This is a genomic window from Flagellimonas flava, from assembly GCF_900129665.1.
Classification (GTDB): domain Bacteria; phylum Bacteroidota; class Bacteroidia; order Flavobacteriales; family Flavobacteriaceae; genus Flagellimonas; species Flagellimonas flava.
In genome coordinates, this window is sequence record NZ_FQWL01000001.1 from 114,996 (window position 1) to 134,740 (window position 19,745).

The following is a 19,745-nucleotide window of genomic DNA, read 5'->3' on the forward strand; positions in this document are numbered from 1 at the left end:
AAATACTAAAGGGAGTAGCGAAAATGAAGTAAAATGAGTTTATCTTTTTAAGGCAAAGTGGCCTCTTATTTCCCTATTTGTTTCATCGGTTGCAGCAAACCAATAATCTCCAGCAGGCAAAGGTCTTCCTCCAAAATTACCGTCCCAACCCAGTGAGTTTTGGGTGATTACGGAAAGTAATCGTCCGTACCTATCAAAGATTCTAATGCTCTGAAGAACAACTATCTCTGCTTCTTTGGGTTGGATGAATTGCCAAAAATCGTTCACATTATCCCCGTTTGGCGTGAAAAATTTGGGAAAACCTTCAACCGTTAAATCCTGGATAAAGGGTGCGCTTACGATTCCGCATCCGTTTTTATCACGGACAAAAAACTCATGACTGCCGGAAGGGACATCACCGAATACATTGCTGTCCTGATAGGGTCCGTCCCGGTTGTCTATGGCGTATTCATAATCGCCATTTCCAGTAGCTTCTACGGTGATTCGGAACCCTGTAGCAGTTTCTACCGGAATCAAGGTTCTTATTGACGGAATTTCGGATGATACCACCTGGAATTCCTTGGAAGTGGGGCACTCGATAATTTCACCAAATTGAATCACTTCATTGTATACCTCATAACGATACGTTCCATTCTCAGTGAGCATTACCTCGTTGGTGTCGGATAGAAGGGTTTCGTTCCCAAACTGGTCAACTTGGTACCAACGATAGCCATCTCCGGTATCGGGAGCTGTTACTAAAAAAGGAGTTTCGTTTTCACAAAATGAAAGGGTATCCGGAAAATCGGAGACTGGATTTAAAGTCACAAATTCTCCAGAATCAGGGTCTAGATAGGGACCACACCCCAATAGCGTGGAAAAATTTTCTTGGGCACATCCAATGGCGCTACCTGCATCATTAAAGGGAACTATAGTTATGAAAAAGGTACGGTTGGGCTCAAAATTGAGCACAAAAGTGGAATTGCTACTAAAACTGTTGTTGTCCAAAACATCTGCTCCTCCCGGTGTAGATCCAATGGTAACACGATAACCGGTTGCTCCAGGTACGGGGAGCCATTCGATCAACGGTGTCAACGGAACATCCGTTTCTCCACTAAAAGGCGTCACCAGTGATGTACAACCTGGAATGGGGGCTAAATCCCTTGTTCTAAAACTGATTTCGGAACAGCTGGAGGTACTCCCATTTTCGTTAAAAGGAACCACTGACGCATAAATCAAAGTGGTAGCAGGTAATTCTCCTGGAGGGTCAAAAAAGAGCGTATTTCCAGCATCGGTCTGTGGTAAGATATCATTTCCGCCAGGAGTGGTACCCAGTGTTACATAGTATCCTGTTGCTCTCGGGGCATAGTTCCAGGATAGGTTAGTGAATACACTAACGTTGGTGCCACCATCCAAAGGGTTTCTAAAGGAGGTGCAATCCGGAACGGTGGTGACATCTTCAGTTACAAAGGACTGACTGCTACACACAATATCACTGCTTCCCTGAAATAAGAAATCCAGAATGATGGTCACATAGATTGTGGTGTTTTCAGGTAGACCCAGATTAGGCGTATAGGAGGTGGAACTCCCTACGGATTGTTCTGATATTTCAGCACCACCTGGAGTGGTTCCCAAGCGAATCCGATATCCTGGAACCCCGTCCGATGATTCCCAAGCTATGGTAGCATCTACAGGGACATTGGTGGCTCCATCAACCGGAAAAAGCAAGTCGGGACAGTCTTGGGACCATCCGGTCAAGCTGACCAGAAAGACCAATATGTAAAGCAATTTTTTTAACATTTGACCAAAATCAAACCCTTTAAATTAAATATTTCCTGACCATAAACCTATCTTTTTAACGCAAAATGCCCTTGGTAAACCCTCCCATCCTCTAAATTGATTTTAAACCAATAATCTGATGATGGAAGTTGACGGTTGTTAAAGGTTCCGTTCCAACCGCTTGTTTTTGGACTTACCTGGGCCATTAGTTTTCCGTAACGATCATAAATAGATATCAGGGTTTCAGACTGATATTCCTCATTAACGCCAATGAGCTGCCAAGTATCGTTTACGTTATCGCCATTTGGCGTGAAAAATTTGGGATATCCAATAACGGAAATCAACTGTTCCGAAATACCACATCCGTTCTTATCCCGCACACTTATGGTGGCAAAACCAGGTTCCACGTTTTCGAAGATGGGGGAATCTTGATAGCTTACCCCATCTAGGGAATACTCGTAATCTCCATCTCCGGTTACCATGACCTCTACCATATTATTGTCAGTGAGGTCGGTTACATCAACATCTTGGATAAAAGCAATATTGGAAGGCACAACCTCAAAATCAGTCGTGTTGAAACATTCAAATATGCCTTCAGCGGTATTGTATTGATAGCCAATTTCCAAAATATAATTGCCTACGGCAGATATGTCAAGTTCTTTGTTATTGCCAAGAGCCACGATATTGGCGCCATCCAGCCGATACCATTGATAGAGATCGAACCCTCCCGGTGCTTGAATGGTTAATGGTGGGCCGTCGGTACACCAGATTATTTCTTGTTCAAATTCGAAAGATGGTGTGGGGTTTACCACCAGATTGATTAGATCTATATCCTCACATTCATTTCCGGTTTCAATTCGCGCAAAAATGTTGGTCGAACCAGTGAGGTAATCTCCTGAAATGGGATTTTGCTCCAAACTTGCATCATCTTGATTGGCATAGAAAACCACATCTACACTGGCATATTCATCGTCTTGAATCGCATTTAAATCGAAAAACCCTTCTAAAAAAGTATCTTCTGGAACTTCATCGCAGGTATAGAATACTTTTTCGTCTCCCAGATTGATGATGATGTCCCTAACCTCCAAATTCAATTCGCCCGTATTTTCACAGCCATTGGAATCAACAACCTTATAGTGAATAGTTTGATTGTAGGGATTGGAATTGGTGTAGCCAATTGGGTTCACTATGGCACTATCGCTGCCCAAATCTGTCAATGATTCGTAAAAGGTATAAGTATAATCCGAATTAAAAATCGCCTGTTCAAGGTTAAACGTGGTCAATCCGTCAGGAGCTCCATTCGTGACGATATCGCACTGCGCCAAGAACAGAGATGGATTATCTGGTAGTGGATTCACTAAAATAAATGCTTCCCCAACAATGGGACATTCACTTGGGTCGGCGGGCATTATCTCTAGGCTATAGCGACCAGAATCTGTGATATCGGCGGTATTTATGGTAAAGGTATTTCCACTATTTGCCAGAGGGCTGCCATCCTTTTCCCAGTTGTATGTGGCACCGGGAATAACCTCGGATTCCAACGTGAATGGTTCCCCGAAACATATGGTTTGCGAAGTGCTGCTCGTTCCATCAGCATTTTTAATGATGGCCACCCGGTCGAAAAAGGACTGAATAAAAGGTGGAAGACCTTGGGTCGCCCTATCCGGTCCCAGGAAAACCGCATTGTGTCGGTAGTTGGCAGCATCCCCCTTTGCATTAGGGTTTTCAATGACCCCTAAATAGGAGGTCCCTGTAAGGTAATTTTCAGCTATGGTCCTATAAATTTTTCCATTTTGACCCAATTGAAGGGCTCCACGATAAATAGACCTTCGGTCGATTTCAACTTCTGAAGCTTGAATATTCGGTGCGGTAAGGTCGTACTGCACTAAGGAAGATGAATGTGTGCCCACCTCGTCTGCGGGAGCATTGTTGGAGGTGTGGGTATACAAAAATTGTTGATTAGGGGAGAATTCCACACCATAGGGAAACTTGTTGGGGGCACTCACCCCAATATTCTGTTGGTTTGATAATATCCCTGTGGTAGCATCAAAATCATATAAAAATAGCCCCGAGGCCGAGTTGGCGCAGGCCAATTTGGTGCCATCAGCAGAAAATTTAAGATAACCTCTGGGGTCAAATATTTCCAGACCAGCAAATTTACTTTTAACCGCAGTGGTATTTACACCCGTAGCGCTTACCTCAAAGGCATGAAAAGTGTCGAAAGCACCAAGCCCTCCATTTTCAGTACCCAGGGTTACCACCCAAATGGATTCATCCTGACAATTTTTGATAACGGCCGATATCTTTTCAGAGCAATCGGCCAGGAGGTTTACATTTTTTTGGATAACTGCACCATCACCACCGTTCATGGTCATATCGACCACAGAATAATTCATGCCTCTATCAGGATCACCTTCAAACACAGCAGTGTCCACAGTAAATATGTAAAGTATGTTGGGGTCTTGTGGTTTCTGGACCACAATAGCGGATTGGGTACTTGATGGGTCTCCGTAAAGTCCACGACCATTTTGCATTACGTTATGGGTACGATCATAAACTGTAATACCATCGGTATATAAAAGAAGATTGCCAATGGCATCGGAAATGGTGGTGCAGCCCTCAAATGTATTGAGTCTGCCGTCGTTCAACGGAGTAACGCTACCATCATTGTTGAACTGGATTCCCGCACCGTTCCCAAAATACCAATTGGAAGTTTCCCCTTGTGCAAAAACCCCACAAGAAAGCACCCCAAACAGTATAAAAAGAGTATATCTATATAGCATTCAAAGGATAACAGTACCTGACAAGATACTATAAATCCCGCTTTTTCAACAATGCGTATGACAAATAGACAAAAATCGCAGTCCAAAGGATAACAATTAAAAATTCATACCAATAGACCTGATAATCAAAACTCATGTTTTCCCCAATCTGCTGACCAATATTTTGAACAGCGGAAAGCCTGGAAAAGGGTTCCTTGATTAGATTTGCCATGGATTCAAGAGGAAACAAACTTTTAATCATTTTGGCACTTTCCCAGCTGGTGACCTTCCAACCCAACAAACCAAACACCATTTGTTCCAGAATTACCCATAGGATAAGAAACCCTAAGGCGAAAGCGGAGCGTTTTACAAAAATCCCCAAGAACAGACAGAACGAGAAGAACCCCACCAGCTTTACAAAAAAGGCCACTAGAAACTCCAGATCAGAGAAAATAATGGAGATTTCATTGTAATCTGAATACACTAGTCCTAAAATCATGGATACCACAAAAACGAAAACTGTGGAAATAAGGGAAAATGAGATGACGGTCAAAAACTTGGATGCAATAAACTCCTTTTTGGACAAACCATCGATTAGGTTTTGTTTGATGGTTTTGTTGCTGTATTCGTTGGCCATCATAGAGACGATGACAATGGCCAAAAACAATTTGAAGATGGCGGTGACAAAGGTGTTGAAATGCCAGATATAAGGAAAATTGAAAATACCCTGGTCTGCCAAATGAAACTGTACGGGGCCAATATCAAATTTTATGGCCGCAACCAAGGCGATTGATGTCAGTAACAGAAAATAAGAAGTGATGAGAATCTTACTGGCCCTATTGTTCCAAAGTTTGATGAATTCTATTTGAAGTAAACGTACCATTCGTTTTTTGATTAGTTGTTTTTGGTCAAGGTTAAAAATTGCTCTTCCAGACTTTCTTTGCGTTTTACCAAATGGGAAAGCACCAAGCCTTTTTCAAAAAGGAGTTTATTGAGCTCCTCGGCATTCATCTCCTCTTTTAGAAAAGCTGTTAAAGTGCCATTCTCTCTAGTGATTTTTCCAAAGCTGGCATTCTTTTCCAGTAGGCTTTCCAGTTTTTCCAGGTCTTTGGTACGAAGTTCAAAGAACCCATGACTTGCCAACATGCCGTCAACCGGTCCTGCGTACAATTTTTCCCCTTTGCGAAGGATCACTACATGGGAGCACACTTTTTCAACTTCGTCCAACAAATGACTTGCCAAGAGTATGGTAGTGCCTTGGGCTGCAATCTTTTTTATAATCTCCCTTATTTGGTGGATGCCCTGCGGATCAAGGCCGTTGGTGGGCTCGTCAAGAATAAGTATTTCAGGGTCGTTAAGCAGGGCCGAAGCTATGGCCAAACGTTGTTTCATTCCAAGGGAATAGGTCCGGAACTTACTGTCCTTACGGTCCCATAGTCCTACCAGTTCCAATTTTTCCTGGATTTTAGTATCCGGAACTTCCTTGATTTTACAAACCAATTTCAAGTTTTGGATGGCGGTCATATATGGATAGAAGTTGGGCCGTTCTATGATGGCCCCAACTTTTTTTAAGGCCTCATGGGTGGAAGTATTTCCATCGAACCAGCTAAATTCCCCGGCGGTGCGATTGACCACGTTCAAAATAATCCCAAGAGTAGTGGATTTACCACTTCCATTAGGGCCTAAAATGCCGTATACGTTGCCTTTTTCGATAGTAAAAGACAAATCTTTCACGGCCGTGAGAAAACCAAATTTTTTGGTTAGATTTTGTACGGTCAGTATTGTTTCCAAGACGGAATCGTTTTTTGATTAGTTTATAGTAACTTGACGAGGTATAGCCAATTTTGTTACAAATTAGGGAAAGAATGTCCGAAGAAAAGTTGATGTCCAAGAAAAAACCAGCGTATCCGGTCAACAAAAAGTTGGATGGATACCTGCACCGGTATAGTCGCAAGATAGAAATCCCAATTTTTTACGAAGACCTCTTACGCTTTTCTGGTTCTGTGGTGGTCTATGACTCGGAAGGAGCCGATACACTTTGGGTTAGGGTATACTATTCCGATTTTGAACGCGAGGAAATCGATTTAAGTCTTAAAAAGGTCTATTCCATTTTACATTCTGATGGTGGAGATCGTATTCTGGAATATCTCAATGTGGATGCCGTGGACTACTGTACTTTTGGGAACTCCAAACCATTTCGTATTAAGATCCGGAATATCCTAAATGATAACTACACCTATTTCTACGTAAAAAAAACAGATGCGTCCCGCGTTTATGGGTTGGAGTTGGAACATATGCTTTCGCCCTATAACCTAAACTTTTTAGTGTATGGCGACACCTTGATCGAGGAGCATATTGCAGGAATTCCAGGAGATGTTTTTATAGAAGACATGTTGCCCAAATGCACGGAAGCCGAAAAGGCACAATTGGCCAAGGAGTTCGTCAAGTTTAATGAACGCTGTATGATTCGGTTGTTGGGAGATATGCGCTCCTACAACTATGTGATTGTACCCGTACACGATTTTGACCATGTAGTCTATAAAATCAGGGCCATTGATTTTGATCAACAGTGTTTTGAGGGAAAACTTAAGGTATACCGACCACAGTTTTTCAAGGAAAACTTTCAGATGGTGGAGTTGGTCCGCACCAAACTGCAGAAATACTCTGTTGATCAGTATAAAATAGAAGAGCGTTCCATAGTGGCCAAACGCATCATCAGTTCTGGTAATCGCATCAAGCGTTTGGTAAGTATTAGCAAAACAGACCATATTTCGCTTGATGAAAACATTAATGACCTAAAGTTGCAGATATACGAGCTTACAAAGGACATGGGTTTTAAGCGGTGCAAAACAATGGGAGAAGTGCTATCCCTTGCTTTGGATTTTGTAAGACGCAATTACCAGGATGTAAATATGAGCACCATTTTTGATGCCTAGGGTGCAAATGTCTGAAATCAGGAGGTTTGATTTTGTTTAGATTGGTTTGTTTGCCAATGACAATAAGAAATCTACATACTTCTAGAACCTAAACCAAAACCTAAACCTGAATTTGAGTTAGAACCGGAACCTCTGTTAAGACTAGCTCTTTTGTTCCTTATTGAAATACACTAGATAGTAGTACATCTGTCGCTCCTCATCCCATCCTTTCTCTACAAATTTTTCAGCAGATTCCGGGTTGATGAAGTCCATCTTAATCTGAATATTGGTATCCAGGTTAATGACATTCTTAATTTTTTTTCGGGCATCGGAAACGGCTTTGTTGGCAATGTCAAAGTTGGAAACATCCTCGATACTGTATTTGGGTCCTTTTTCAACCTTATAGTGTTTGAACTCGGGAATAAGCTCAGGGTTTTCCATCACCTCGTTCAAAAATGAGCTTTCCTCAAAGGCATCGTTCTTTGCGAAATGATTTACGGCCCTGTTCATAAAAAGCACTTCCTGTTGTTTGTCCTCCGCGGGCAATACCACATCCTTGGCAAAGTTTTGACAGAACTTTAGGTAGTTTTTGGTATAAAAGTTTTCATCGGTCAATGGAATCAATCCCAAGAAATTCTCCAACCAATATTTCGCATCATAACGATTGCTATCCACCGAAAGTACTTTATAACCCTCTTCTTGTTCTACGTTAAAGACAATGCAACCTTTGTCCAACTTGTTGATGTTGATGCCCTGGCGGATCAAAATCTCCAAATTTTGACCTTTTTCGGCAAATTGAAGGAAATCGTGCTTCAGCTCACTTTTAAAAATACCAATGGCCTCCGTTTTTTGGTTGTCTATGACCATATCGGAAAAATGAACTACATATACCTCACCACTTTTAATGTGGGGGTGACTGGATTGTTCGTAAAGATGGGTGGTAATTTTCTTGGATAATTCATGAAAGTCTGACGAAGGTTTAAGAAGTGCCTCAACCGATTGGTACACTTCATTAAACTCTAGATCTGCCTCGTGGGAAAATCTAAAATAATTTTCCTCTTTTTCTCGAAAAGGCTTAAAAAAGTACTCTTTAAGCACTCCCGCCATTTCATCATTGAGCGAAAAGGGCTCTTGGGATAAAAAGATAGGTTCGTTCTTGCTTTTGTTACCTACACTGTGCAGGGAAAGATTTTCGATTTGGGCAGAATAAAAGTTGAGCATTTCGGAAAAAGGGTTTAAAAGGTAAAAGGCTAAGATTTAATGATTTTCTAAATCATGGGTTTGAGTTTTGGACTTGAATTTGAGCTTTAGTTCCAGTTTTCATCAAAGTCGAAGTCATCATAGCTGTCGAACGAATCGTCAAAGTCCACTGAAGGCTTGGATTCAAACTTTTTTTCCGGAGGGGAATCTGGAAGCTCCCCAAAACTGAACAGTAAATTGGGATAGCTTCGTCCATTTTCTTTTTCGACAATATCAGCAAGCTCAATAAAAAATGTCCACATACTTAAAAAGTCGTAGACGTAAATAAGTTTTGGGTTTTGTTCAGTCAGTACATCATCTAGGGAAGTCTCGTTCATCAAGCGTACATCGGAACCATTTTCACCCATATCAAAAAGTGCAATTTCCTCATCCTGGTTCCATTCCTCATCACAAGTGTAAAAGGATGCCATTTCACTTCCACCAAAACCAAAGGCCTGGGTTATGGCGTTATGAAACTCTTCCAGAGAATCGGAGGCTTCAATTTCCAAGTCTCTAAAAATATCTTCTTCGGCATCAAGAATTACCCTGATTTTATAAATCATCAGCAAAAATTAAAATAGGGTCAAAGTTACAACAAATACTATTTTATTTTGTGAATCGGTGTAAGGTAAACGTCATGCCGGCCAAAAGAAAAAAAGCGCCGACCTGGTGCAGGACGCCAAGCCAAAGGGGTACCGCCCATATTAGGGTAAATACACCCAAAATAAATTGCAGGGTAACCAGGATCAAAAGGGATTTCACCCCATTTTGTTGAAATCTGGTTAGGGCTTTATCTTTGGTCTTGTACCAAATAAGTAACACGAAAGCCACAACTACATAGGCCAAATACCGATGTATAAACTGAACTCCACTCTTTCCTTCGTAAAAATTCTTTAGGACGGGCTGTTGTTCAATATAAACAGTTTCATGGATAACCTTTCCTTCACTCATTAAGGGCCAATGATTGTGTATAAAGCCAGCATCCAAGCCTGCCACGAAAGCTCCCCACACAATCTGAAGCAATAAAACAACGAGGGCGAAACGAACAAGATTTCGAATACTCTTTTCGATTTGCTTTTTGCTTGGGAAAACTAGGTCTAGGGCGACCCAGAGGCTGTAGGCAAAGGTGATAAAGGCAGTAGTTAAATGAGCAGCCAACCTATAATGGGATACATCCGGGCGGTCCACCAGACCGCTTTTTACCATATACCAACCCAGAAAACCTTGAAATCCCCCTAGGAAAAGCAGAAGAAAACACTTTTTTAGGATGGGTTTATCCAATCTTTTGGTTATCCAAAAGAACAAGAAGGGAACAATGAATACGATGCCGATAAACCTTCCAATTACGCGATGGAGCCATTCCCAGAAATAGATACTTTTAAAATCTTCTAGTGTAAAATGATAATTCAGTTTTTGGTACTCAGGAAATTGTTGGTAGAGCTCAAAGGCCTCTTGCCATTCCTGTTCGTTCATAGGGGGGAGCGTACCGCTGATGAGGTTGTAATCGGACATGGAAAGCCCGGAATGGGTCAGCCGTGTTATACCACCAACGACCACCATGATGAAAACTAATACGCACCCAGTCAATAACCAATAAATTATAGGTCTGTTAGATTTTGTCATTTTTAGGTGTCAAGTTCATTTTTTTTCCTTTTTCAAGCATATAAGCGAAAGCAGCACCATGTTCATTTGGAATTTCACCTTCTAAAATGGCCTCTTTTATGGCGTCTTTCAAAATACCTATCTCCTTCGAAGGTTTTAGGTTAAAGGTTTCCATAATCTCCTCTCCGGTAACAGGGGGTTGAAAGTTTCTAACATGATCTCGTTCTTCCACCTCCACAATCTTTTGACGAACAATTTGGAAATTGTTCTTGTAACGCTTTTGTTTTTTTGGATTCTTTGTGGTGATATCCGCTTCGCACAAGGTCATAAGATCATCCACAAATTCCCCCGCGTCAAAGACTAATCTGCGCACCGCAGAATCGGTCACATGGTCTTCGGAAAGAATAATGGGCCTTGAACTCATCAGCACCATTTTTTGAACGAATTTCATCTTGTCGTTCAAGGGCATCCGTAATCGTTTAAAGAGTTTGTACACCATTTTGGAGCCCACAAACTCATGTGCGTGAAACGTCCATCCAATTTTTTTGTGAAAACGCTTAGTGGGGGCTTTTCCAATATCATGTAGCAATGCCGCCCAACGTAACCATAGATTGTCGGTGGTCTCTGCAATATTGTCCACTACTTCCAAGGTATGCCAAAAATTGTCCTTGTGCCTTTGTCCTTCAATTTCCTCAATGCCCTGTAATGCGGTCAGTTCTGGAAGTATAAGGTGAAGGAGTCCGGTTTGGTGCATTAGCTTAAAACCCAGGGAAGGTTTTTTGCTAAGCAGTATTTTGTGGAGCTCGTCTACGATCCGTTCCTCGGATACAATTTTAATCCGGTCTTTATGTGAGGTGATTGCTCTTAGCGATTCCAGCTCAATATTAAAATCCAATTGGGCAGCAAAACGAATGGCCCGCATCATCCGTAAAGGGTCATCGGAATAGGTTATACCTGGTTCCAAAGGAGTTCTGATGCATTTCTTACCCAGGTCGAGCCTTCCGCCAAAGGGATCGAGTAGTGTGCCAAAATCTGTTGGGTTTAGAGAGAGAGCCATGGCATTGATGGTAAAATCCCTCCTGTTCTGGTCATCTTGAAGCGTGCCATCTTCCACAATGGGTTTTCTGCTGTTCCTTTGGTAGCTTTCCTTTCGGGCACCAACAAATTCCAGTTCTAATCCCTGGTGCTTTATCATGGCGGTCCCAAAGTTTTTGAAAACTGCTACTTGCGGCTTTCCTTCCAATTTTGAGGCTACCTTTTCGGCAAGTGCTATACCACTGCCAATGGCAACAATATCAATATCCTTTGGGCTGCCCCTGTCCAGCAAATAGTCCCGCACAAAACCACCAATAACGTAGGCATCCATGCCCAGCTCTTCTGAAGTTTTTCCGATAAGCTCAAAAATGGGATGTTGTATGGCTTCTTTGTGGAATTCCTGCGTCATTTTATTCCCGGATTACCTTGACCAAACCATCATTACCCAATTTAATAATTGATGATGGGGAAGGGTTTTTGTTTTCGTCCGGCAAATTTACCACATAGTCCACTCCTTTTAAAATTTCTGGTGCTATCTCCTTAAAAGATTTTGGTGTTGGAAATCCTGAAATATTGGCGGAGGTCGATACAATTGGTTTCCTAAATTTATTGATAAGGTATTGACAAAATTTATCCGAGGCTACACGGATTGCAATGGTATTGTCTTCGGCAATAAGGTTTTTGGCAATACCTTGTGGTTCGTCAAATACAATGGTTGTGGGCTTGGTGGCCAGATCAATGATGTCGTAAGCTGCCTCAGGGACCTCTTTTACGTGCCGTTCCAACATGGCCTGGTTGCTCACCATGCAGATTAACGCCTTGCTATCTTCCCTTTGTTTCAGCGCGTATACTTTTTTAACGGCTTCCGGGTTGGTGGCATCGCAGCCAATGCCCCAAACGGTGTCCGTTGGGTAGAGGATCAACCCGCCATCTTGCAGCGTGTTAAATGCGCTGTCCATTTCGGGTAAAAAATCAGGTTTCATTTATTTCTTGTACTTGAGTTTTTCCCGTTGGACACTTTCAATATCCAAAATGTCCTTGGATTTGTAAGTGAGTGCTTTGTGGGTTGCCCTAAGATCACGACATAATTTTCGAAGTCCCATAGGTTCCAAGGACGCTGCATGATCGGTTCCCTTCCAAGTTCTGTCCAGTGTGAAGTGACGCTCAATGATATGGGCACCCAATGTATAAGCCGCCACGTCGACCGCAATACCCAGATGGTGGCCAGAAAACCCAATGCTCTTAACTCGTGAATCATATTGCTCCTTAAGCTTCAGGATGTCAAGCAAGCAAATATCCTCAAAAGGAACTGGGTATCCAGAGGTACAGTTGTACACCACCAAATCCTTTGCCCGACCTCGTTCTTCAAAAAAATCGATAAGGGTGGAAATTTCATCTTTGGTGGTCATCCCTGTGGACACATGCAGTTCTCCTTCATAATTATCACACAGCCATCCCAGCATTTCAAAGTTATTGTTGCACGCGGATGGGATTTTTATGAATTCAGGATTTAGGCTAGAAATTTCCTTGGCCGAGGTGGTCTCCCAAACCGAAGTGGAATAGGTAATGCCCACTTCGTTACAATATGCCATTAATTCTCGATGTTGTTCCACATCAAACTCAAGAAACTCCCGATGTTCTCCATAAGTGCTACCGTACGAGTTTACAGGATTGGGATGGGGCTCGTTATACTGCTTTTCCGTCAACAATTCTTTGTTGTTCCTTTTCTGAAACTTTACAGCATTGGCATTACCAAAGATTTTGGACATATAGATCAATTCTTTGGCAATTTTCATATCGCCTTTGTGGTTGCAACCAATTTCGGCAATGATATAGGGTTCTTTATAGGTCATTAAATCTTAGATTGTAGTTTATGATAAATTCGCAGGCTTCACGTATGGCTCCCTGCGCTGAGGCATTATTCAAGGTTATGTCAGCAATTTGCTTAATAGGTTTTGTGGCATTGGAGGGGCAAAAGGACCATCCTACCCTTAACATGTTGGCCATATCGTTGACATCATCTCCAATGTAAGCGATTTCCTGTGGGCTTAGATTCCGTTCATTTCTTAGGTTTTCTAGAAATGAGAATTTATCCTTGACCCCAAGGAACACATCGGAAATCTTCAACTTTTTCATGCGTTGAGCTACGGTTTCGGAATTCTCGGAAGTCATGACCATCACATTGACATTGTGCTGTCTTATGATTTCCAGTCCCATTCCATCACGCATATCGAAGGTCTTTGAAAATTCACCCTCAGCATTGTAAACGATTCTACCATCGGTAAAAACACCATCCACATCTAGGATTAGATGTTTGATCTGTTGTGGTTTCTTTTCCCCTTTAAACCGAGAGATCAATAATTGTTCAATGATTTGCCAATCGGTCTCAGAGTCAATTTCTGTAAGCGTATCTTCCGGCATTTCGATGATGCCAATGTTTCCGCTCAATCGGTTGCCTGATTCCAACAGTGCCTTTTTGTGGGTTGCATAAATGGACCCATTCTCAATTAAAAGCCCTTCAAAGTCCTGTCTTCTAGGTCTTTTGGTATAATCATAGTTAATACTTTTTCCATCTTCCGACCAAATAAACCGGTGTGTACGCACCACGCTAACGACCGCATCTTTGCCCTCTTTCTGTAACGCCTGCAGTGCCTGATTGATATGGTCACGTTGGGTGAGGGGGGAAGTGGCCTGCAGTAGACAGAAGATATCATAATTGTGATCTATTAAACCAGAAAACTCAAGCATGGCAGATTCTGTACTGGCCGTATCCGAAGCATTTTCAGGGGACCTTTTTAAGGTCTTTACTTTTTTGCTCCAGGAATAGTTTTTGCCAATGTAGGAAATGATTTCCTCGTCATCGGTGAACACATAAACCTCGTCAAGATTGGAGAAGATGGCCTCTGTGAGTGCCCAAGAAAAAAGAGGTCTTCCCAAAAGTTTCTTTTTATTTTTCCCCGGAATACCCTTGGAATCTTTCCGTAGTGGAATAAAGCCTATGGTTTTTATCTTCATTTGTTGCGGTTTAAGATGGGATCTCCATATTTTTTATCAAATCCCTTGTGGCGCCAACGGTAAATTTATCCAAATAATCCTTACCTAGGAAAAAGCGCTCCTTTACTATTTCTAGGTTGGACAGTGCGGTTGAAAAAAGTGTGTAGCCTTGCTCAAAGTGAAAACCTTCCTTTAGGCCAAGGATTTCTATGGGGAAGAGCGCGGGCAAAACGGTTATATCCTTAAAATGCTCTTTATATTTTGTTAGTTCCCTGGGATGGGTTTTTAAGATGATGTTCATATTCTTGGGAATTTTTGAAACCACATCCTTGTAAATCTCAATTTTTACCGCCTCATTTTTAATGACCTTGTCCTCTGAGATAGGTTGGGTGAGAATGAGGGCGTTGTTCTTATTTGGTATTTCTAGGGAGCCTGAATTCAAAAAAATGTCAAACACCTCTTTTTTAAGTGTCTTGGACCAAAGGGCAACTTCTTTTTTGATATTGAGTTCCTTGGATTTCCCTTGCAATGCCTTAGGTAATTTTCTTGGAAATTGGGCGTAAATTGTTTTTATCTCCTTATCGAACCCACCGCCAATGGGTGTTTTGGTTATGAAGGTTTTTAGAAACTGTTCAAAGGTCGAGTGACGTTTAATATAGGTCCTGGCGCCATCTTCAATCATGTTTATATCCCTATTCTTTCCAAATTCGTATAAGAAGTAACTCTTTGACGAATCCGTATCGCACAGGTAGAGTTCTGAATTTTTAATGAACTCCTTTTCCTTTTTTAACGTAGGATGTCTGTTTTCCAGATAGGGAATCAGTTTGGATTTCCTTCTCACGGAATAATTTAATTTACCCAAGTCTTTTACGTGGTCTCTGCGCTCCGAAATGATATGGACATCCCTGAAAAATCGTTTTTTCAGATTGGGGATAAGGGTTTCTATCATAGGGGTGCTCTCCACCAAAAAAAGCAGGTTGTCCCCGTAATCATCAACGGACCCATTAGAGTCTTTTAGGATATGTATCAGGGATAGATAAATATGGTATATTGTAGACCCAACATAGGTTCGTTGCATAGAAAATATAGGAATTGTGTGGAGGATGTACCTCAAAAAACTACATTTGCAAAAGTACTAAAAACTCTAGTTAATGCCTGCCCTGAGCGTAATTATAAGCACCTATAACAAACCTGATTGGCTTGAAAAAGTCCTTTGGGGTTTCGACTGTCAGACCTACAAGGATTTTGAGGTTGTGATTGCTGATGATGGTTCTTCAGACGCTACCAGGAAAAGGATAGAGGAACTACGAAACCAGCTAAGTTATCCCATCAAGCATGTTTGGCAGGAAGATGATGGTTTTCAGAAATGCAGAATTCTTAACAAGGCGATTGTGGCTACCGAAGCGGACTATATTATTATGACCGACGGGGACTGCATTCCCAGAGAAGATTTTGTGGAAGTTCATTATATCAACAAAGCACCTTCAACTTTTATTTCAGGGGGCTATTATATGTTACCTATGAACATATCCTTGGCCATAACAAAACAGGATATACTAGAGCAGAACTGTTTTAACATCCAATGGCTTAAGGAAAAGGGAATCCCTCAAACCTTTAAGAACAATAAGCTTACTGCAAATGGGTTTATTTCCAAGCTTTTAAATGCGTTTACGCCTACTAATCCAAGCTGGAATGGCCACAACTCATCCGCATGGAAACAGGATATTCTAAACGTTAATGGTTTTGACGAGCGGATGCAGTATGGCGGTGAGGATCGCGAAATGGGCGAGCGTATGGTGAATTTTGGAATTAAAGCCAAGCAGCTCCGCTATAGTGCAGTTTGCGTACACCTAGATCATGACCGCGGTTATAGGAATGAAGAGGCCCTATCAAAGAACAAGGCTATCCGAAGGGAAACCAAAAGCACTAAATCAGTGTGGAGTCATCACGGCATTACCAAATAATAGGTAAGCTCATTCTTCTTTTCCAATCGCTTAAGTTCACGATAGCGCTCCAAAACACTTAAGGCATTCAAGTAAGAGATAATAATACCTTTCTTACCGTCCAAGAATCCAAGTCGGATAACGTAATGGTTGAAAAACTTCCAAAAAGGTTTTATGATCAACAGGGCATAATTGAAATGCTTTTCCTTGTAAAAAGATTCTTTGGCCTTCAATTGGCCGTAGCGAAGCATTTTGCCCTTGTAATCTTCATAATTTTTGTAACAATAGTGGGTGAGTCTTTCATTTAGGATGCAGGATGTCCCATCCACTTCCAAGGTTTCGTGCACCAATTTCTTGTCAGTATACTTGGCCTTGCTTTTTTGAAAAAGCCTATGGTTTTTGTCAGTTTGCCAACCACTGTAGTTCAATGGTTCATTCTGAAACATAAACTTACGATAGAACCAATATGCTGCACACGCTTTAGGATTGTTTATGGTCTCAACAATTTCACTTTGCAGCCTTTTGTTGACCACCTCATCGGCATCCACGAATAGAACCCAGTTGTTCGAAGCCTGTCGTAGTGCATAGGATTTTTGTGCCGTAAAATTTTCAAAGGGATGTTGGATGACCTTCACATTGGGACGTTGTTGAAGGTATTCATAAGTTCCATCGGTACTGTACGAATCCACCACTATAATCTCGTCTGCAAATGAAACGGAATCAATACATTTTTCAATGTAGCCCATTTCATTATACGTAATTACTAGCGCGGATAACTTTTGCTTTGGGGTGCTCAATCCAGCCATATTTATTGGTACAGGGTTTGGTAGTTACAAAATTATAACAAAATTTTAAGGAGAAAATTGTTTCCTTATGTAATTTTCTTACACCGAATCGATTTTCGAATTCCTCATAAATACTCCATGAAATTTTAAAAAGGTAGGTGGTTTTGTATGTAAAAGATGGCAAAAGTGTAATTGGTTGCTTGCCAAATTAATTTTTTTTTGATGCAATGATATGTGGATATGTTGATGGATATAAAGAATTGGTATTCAGCTTGTATCGATTATACCCTTCCGCATTTCTTTTCTAAACCGCTACATCATGCTCCCGCAAAGCATTGTTTAAAGATGTTTTCTTATCCGTGCTTTCTTTTCTTTTTCCGATAATCAGGGCACAGGGAACCTGATATTCGCCAGCAGCAAATTGCTTCGTATAACTTCCCGGTATCACCACCGAACGGGCTGGCACCCTACCCTTTAATTCAATGGGCTTTTCTCCGGTAACATCTATGATTTTGGTAGAAGCGGTAAGTACCACATTGGCTCCAAGCACAGCTTCTTTTTCTACCCGTACTCCCTCAACAACAATACATCTGGACCCAATAAATGCATTGTCCTCTATGATTACAGGTGCAGCTTGCAGTGGTTCTAGAACACCTCCAATACCCACTCCACCACTCAGATGGACATTTTTGCCAATTTGGGCACAGCTCCCAACTGTGGCCCAAGTGTCCACCATAGTGCCTTCATCTACATAAGCACCTATGTTTACATAGCTCGGCATTAAAATGGTACCAGAAGATATATAAGCACCATGTCTGGCTACTGCGTGAGGCACTACGCGGACTCCCTTTTGTTGGTATCCACTTTTTAAGGGAATCTTATCGTGATACTCGAAAATACCGGCTTCCAAAACTTCCATTTTTTGTATGGGAAAGTATAAGACTACGGCTTTTTTAACCCATTCATTGATTTGCCATCCGTCGGCAACAGGTTCGGCACAGCGCAGCTCACCCAAATCTATGAGATTTATCACCTCCCGTATGGCCTTTTGGGTTTCCCCTTCTTTTAGCAGATCCCTGTTGTCCCAGGCATCTTCAATACGTTTTCTAAGCTGCAGCATGTCTATTAAAATTTTGACAAAGATAATCGTGCCGCCAGAATATTCACCCTTATTTTAACGGCATAACATTTTTAGGTTTATTTTTGCGAAAAATTTGGTGTTGGCAAGGATTTTGGCTTTGGATTTTGGAAAGGTAAGAACTGGTATTGCGGTCACTGACGAGCTGCAATTGATAGCGTCTGGACTGACCACGGTGGAAACCAAAGATTTGCTCAATTTTCTTAAAAATTATCTTGAGAAAGAATCTGTGGAGCGTTTTGTCGTAGGCTTGCCCAAACAAATGAACAACACTCCATCCGAATCTGAGGAATTGATCCAACCATTTTTGCAGAAGTTGGGAAAAGCCTTTCCGACAGTCCCAATTGATCGACAGGATGAACGGTTCACCTCAAAAATGGCCATGCAATCCATGGTGGCCGGTGGTATGAAGAAGAAAAAACGCCAAAACAAGGCTTTGATAGATGAAATTAGCGCCACGCTCATCCTTCAGGCCTACCTTAATAGAGTTTGATTTATGATTTTACCCATTGTTGCCTACGGAGAACCTGTACTGCGGAAAGTTGCCAAGGACATTTCTAAGGATTACCCAAAATTAAAGGAACTGATTACAAATATGTGGGATACCATGTACAATGCCCACGGTGTGGGATTGGCAGCTCCCCAAATAGGTCTTCCCATTCGGTTGTTCTTGGTTGATACATCACCATTTGCGGATGATGAAGAGTTGAGCCTTGAGGACCAGGAAGCATTAAATGGATTTAAGAAGGTGTTCATCAATGCCAAAATTGAGGAAGAAGCAGGCGAGGAATGGGATTTTAATGAAGGATGCTTAAGTATTCCTGATATAAGAGAAGATGTAAAGCGGAAACCCGAGATTACCATTAACTACTTGGATGAGAACTTCAAATCCCATTCAGAAACCTATGGAGGGCTTTTGGCGAGGGTTATTCAACATGAGTACGATCATATAGAAGGTATTCTGTTTACGGACAAATTGTCCTCGCTAAAAAAACGGCTGTTAAAAAGTCGTTTGGACAAGATTTCCAAAGGAAAGATCAACGTTGATTACAAAATGAAATTTCCCAATATCAAAAAAGGACGTTAAAAAAAAGGACGTTTGGGATAAAAGCATAATTTTGCGCGCATAAAACGAAAATATGGCTCTGGATAAAATTTTATCAATTGCAGGAAGACCTGGACTTTACAAGTTGTTAACTCAGACCCGTTCTGGTTTTGTTGGTGAATCGCTGTTGGACGGAAAACGTGTTTCTGTTGGAATGCGAAACAACGTAAGTGTTTTATCTGAAATCGCCATTTATACCTTGGAGGAGGAAGTCCCTTTGCGTGAGGTTTTTCAGAAAATAGTGGAGAAAGAAGGAGGGAAGAAAACTTCAATTAGCCACAAGGCCGCAAAAATTGAATTGGAGGAATACTTCTTTGAAATCCTTCCCAATTATGATGAGGACCGTGTGTATGCCAGTGATATCAAAAAAATTGTGCAGTGGTACAATTTGCTATTGGAGAACAAAATCACCGACTTCTCCGACCCTAAGGACGAAGAAGTCGCGGTGACTTCTGATGAAGAGGAATAGACA

General features: G+C 41.5%; 19 protein-coding genes. 5 read left to right on the forward strand and 14 right to left on the reverse strand.

The genetic code is table 11. The annotated features are described in order from the left end of the window. Positions 1–39: 39 nt before the first annotated feature. The 4 genes from BUC10_RS00605 to BUC10_RS00620 are packed head-to-tail and all read right to left on the reverse strand — an operon-like array spanning position 40 to position 6,308. Entirely contained in the window at positions 40–1,764 is a 1,725-nt protein-coding gene (locus tag BUC10_RS00605) for a T9SS type B sorting domain-containing protein (protein ID WP_165614838.1), read from the reverse strand. A gap of 59 nt (positions 1,765–1,823) precedes the next feature. Then, on the reverse strand, positions 1,824–4,538 hold the full coding sequence (locus BUC10_RS00610) for a T9SS type B sorting domain-containing protein (protein WP_073175987.1): 2,715 nt from the start codon (positions 4,536–4,538) through the stop codon (positions 1,824–1,826). Between the two features lie 28 nt (positions 4,539–4,566). Next, the gene (locus tag BUC10_RS00615) at positions 4,567–5,400 is read right to left on the reverse strand and encodes an ABC transporter permease (protein WP_073175988.1); all 834 of its coding nucleotides are present in this window, start codon (positions 5,398–5,400) and stop codon (positions 4,567–4,569) included. Between the two features lie 11 nt (positions 5,401–5,411). Next, a complete protein-coding gene (locus BUC10_RS00620; protein ID WP_073175989.1) occupies positions 5,412–6,308 on the reverse strand; it encodes an ABC transporter ATP-binding protein in 897 nt (298 codons plus the stop codon). Positions 6,309–6,382: 74 nt separating this feature from the next. On the opposite strand from BUC10_RS00620, the gene BUC10_RS00625 reads away from it, so the two are divergent. Continuing rightward, positions 6,383–7,453, forward strand: a complete 1,071-nt coding sequence (locus BUC10_RS00625; RefSeq protein ID WP_073175990.1) for a hypothetical protein — start codon at positions 6,383–6,385, stop codon at positions 7,451–7,453. Between the two features lie 141 nt (positions 7,454–7,594). On the opposite strand, the gene BUC10_RS00630 is transcribed toward BUC10_RS00625, so the two are convergent. The 8 genes from BUC10_RS00630 to BUC10_RS00665 form a co-directional block, all read right to left on the reverse strand. Beyond that, positions 7,595–8,653, reverse strand: coding sequence for a nucleoid-associated protein (locus BUC10_RS00630; RefSeq protein ID WP_073175991.1), 1,059 nt, complete (start codon positions 8,651–8,653; stop codon positions 7,595–7,597). Between the two features lie 86 nt (positions 8,654–8,739). Then, entirely contained in the window at positions 8,740–9,234 is a 495-nt protein-coding gene (locus BUC10_RS00635) for an IS1096 element passenger TnpR family protein (protein ID WP_073175992.1), read from the reverse strand. A 43-nt stretch (positions 9,235–9,277) separates the two neighbouring features. Next, a complete protein-coding gene (locus BUC10_RS00640; protein WP_073175993.1) occupies positions 9,278–10,294 on the reverse strand; it encodes a COX15/CtaA family protein in 1,017 nt (338 codons plus the stop codon). Further along, positions 10,281–11,717, reverse strand: a complete 1,437-nt coding sequence (locus BUC10_RS00645) for a CCA tRNA nucleotidyltransferase (RefSeq protein ID WP_073175994.1) — start codon at positions 11,715–11,717, stop codon at positions 10,281–10,283. Before BUC10_RS00645 ends, BUC10_RS00640 begins: the two co-directional genes overlap by 14 nt. Position 11,718: 1 nt before the next feature. Continuing rightward, positions 11,719–12,291, reverse strand: coding sequence for an L-threonylcarbamoyladenylate synthase (locus BUC10_RS00650; RefSeq protein ID WP_073175995.1), 573 nt, complete (start codon positions 12,289–12,291; stop codon positions 11,719–11,721). Next, positions 12,292–13,161 carry an N-acetylneuraminate synthase family protein gene (locus BUC10_RS00655; RefSeq protein ID WP_073175996.1) on the reverse strand — a complete coding sequence of 290 codons (870 nt, stop codon included), beginning with the start codon at positions 13,159–13,161 and terminating at the stop codon, positions 12,292–12,294. It abuts the gene before it with no gap. Beyond that, positions 13,151–14,323: an acylneuraminate cytidylyltransferase gene (locus BUC10_RS00660; RefSeq protein WP_313784220.1), complete on the reverse strand. Its 1,173-nt coding sequence runs from the start codon at positions 14,321–14,323 to the stop codon at positions 13,151–13,153. The genes BUC10_RS00655 and BUC10_RS00660 overlap by 11 nt, the downstream gene beginning before the upstream one ends. 10 nt (positions 14,324–14,333) lie before the next feature. After that, positions 14,334–15,380, reverse strand: a complete 1,047-nt coding sequence (locus tag BUC10_RS00665) for a glycosyltransferase family 52 (protein WP_073175997.1) — start codon at positions 15,378–15,380, stop codon at positions 14,334–14,336. A 73-nt stretch (positions 15,381–15,453) separates the two neighbouring features. On the opposite strand from BUC10_RS00665, the gene BUC10_RS00670 reads away from it, so the two are divergent. Then, the gene (locus BUC10_RS00670; RefSeq protein WP_073175998.1) at positions 15,454–16,266 is read left to right on the forward strand and encodes a glycosyltransferase family 2 protein; all 813 of its coding nucleotides are present in this window, start codon (positions 15,454–15,456) and stop codon (positions 16,264–16,266) included. On the opposite strand, the gene BUC10_RS00675 is transcribed toward BUC10_RS00670, so the two are convergent. Further along, positions 16,248–17,051 (reverse strand): glycosyltransferase family 2 protein, encoded by an 804-nt coding sequence (locus tag BUC10_RS00675; protein WP_073175999.1) that lies wholly within the window; start codon positions 17,049–17,051, stop codon positions 16,248–16,250. The two genes, BUC10_RS00670 and BUC10_RS00675, sit on opposite strands and share 19 nt — an antisense overlap. 283 nt (positions 17,052–17,334) lie before the next feature. Next, the gene (locus tag BUC10_RS00680; protein WP_073176000.1) at positions 17,335–18,150 is read right to left on the reverse strand and encodes a 2,3,4,5-tetrahydropyridine-2,6-dicarboxylate N-succinyltransferase; all 816 of its coding nucleotides are present in this window, start codon (positions 18,148–18,150) and stop codon (positions 17,335–17,337) included. 100 nt (positions 18,151–18,250) lie between these two features. Here BUC10_RS00680 and ruvX point away from each other — a divergent pair, with 100 nt between their 5' ends. The 3 genes from ruvX to BUC10_RS00695 are packed head-to-tail and all read left to right on the forward strand — an operon-like array spanning position 18,251 to position 19,742. Beyond that, positions 18,251–18,661 carry a Holliday junction resolvase RuvX gene (ruvX, locus tag BUC10_RS00685; RefSeq protein WP_073177024.1) on the forward strand — a complete coding sequence of 137 codons (411 nt, stop codon included), beginning with the start codon at positions 18,251–18,253 and terminating at the stop codon, positions 18,659–18,661. 3 nt (positions 18,662–18,664) lie between these two features. Further along, positions 18,665–19,255, forward strand: coding sequence for a peptide deformylase (gene def, locus BUC10_RS00690; protein WP_073176001.1), 591 nt, complete (start codon positions 18,665–18,667; stop codon positions 19,253–19,255). Between the two features lie 52 nt (positions 19,256–19,307). Next, on the forward strand, positions 19,308–19,742 hold the full coding sequence (locus BUC10_RS00695; protein ID WP_073176002.1) for a DUF5606 family protein: 435 nt from the start codon (positions 19,308–19,310) through the stop codon (positions 19,740–19,742). Positions 19,743–19,745: the final 3 nt, after the last annotated feature.

Coding starts and splice junctions, on each gene's coding strand:
- BUC10_RS00695 (WP_073176002.1), top strand. CDS start 19,308: ATGGCTCTGGATAAAATTTTATCAATTGCAGGAAGACCTGGACTTTAC.
- BUC10_RS00630 (WP_073175991.1), bottom strand. CDS start 8,653: ATGCTCAACTTTTATTCTGCCCAAATCGAAAATCTTTCCCTGCACAGT.
- BUC10_RS00660 (WP_313784220.1), bottom strand. CDS start 14,323: ATGAAGATAAAAACCATAGGCTTTATTCCACTACGGAAAGATTCCAAG.
- BUC10_RS00645 (WP_073175994.1), bottom strand. CDS start 11,717: ATGACGCAGGAATTCCACAAAGAAGCCATACAACATCCCATTTTTGAG.
- BUC10_RS00665 (WP_073175997.1), bottom strand. CDS start 15,380: ATGCAACGAACCTATGTTGGGTCTACAATATACCATATTTATCTATCC.
- BUC10_RS00670 (WP_073175998.1), top strand. CDS start 15,454: ATGCCTGCCCTGAGCGTAATTATAAGCACCTATAACAAACCTGATTGG.
- BUC10_RS00615 (WP_073175988.1), bottom strand. CDS start 5,400: ATGGTACGTTTACTTCAAATAGAATTCATCAAACTTTGGAACAATAGG.
- BUC10_RS00680 (WP_073176000.1), bottom strand. CDS start 18,150: ATGCTGCAGCTTAGAAAACGTATTGAAGATGCCTGGGACAACAGGGAT.
- BUC10_RS00610 (WP_073175987.1), bottom strand. CDS start 4,538: ATGCTATATAGATATACTCTTTTTATACTGTTTGGGGTGCTTTCTTGT.
- BUC10_RS00650 (WP_073175995.1), bottom strand. CDS start 12,291: ATGAAACCTGATTTTTTACCCGAAATGGACAGCGCATTTAACACGCTG.
- BUC10_RS00635 (WP_073175992.1), bottom strand. CDS start 9,234: ATGATTTATAAAATCAGGGTAATTCTTGATGCCGAAGAAGATATTTTT.
- BUC10_RS00625 (WP_073175990.1), top strand. CDS start 6,383: ATGTCCGAAGAAAAGTTGATGTCCAAGAAAAAACCAGCGTATCCGGTC.
- BUC10_RS00675 (WP_073175999.1), bottom strand. CDS start 17,051: ATGGCTGGATTGAGCACCCCAAAGCAAAAGTTATCCGCGCTAGTAATT.
- BUC10_RS00640 (WP_073175993.1), bottom strand. CDS start 10,294: ATGACAAAATCTAACAGACCTATAATTTATTGGTTATTGACTGGGTGC.
- def (WP_073176001.1), top strand. CDS start 18,665: ATGATTTTACCCATTGTTGCCTACGGAGAACCTGTACTGCGGAAAGTT.
- BUC10_RS00655 (WP_073175996.1), bottom strand. CDS start 13,161: ATGACCTATAAAGAACCCTATATCATTGCCGAAATTGGTTGCAACCAC.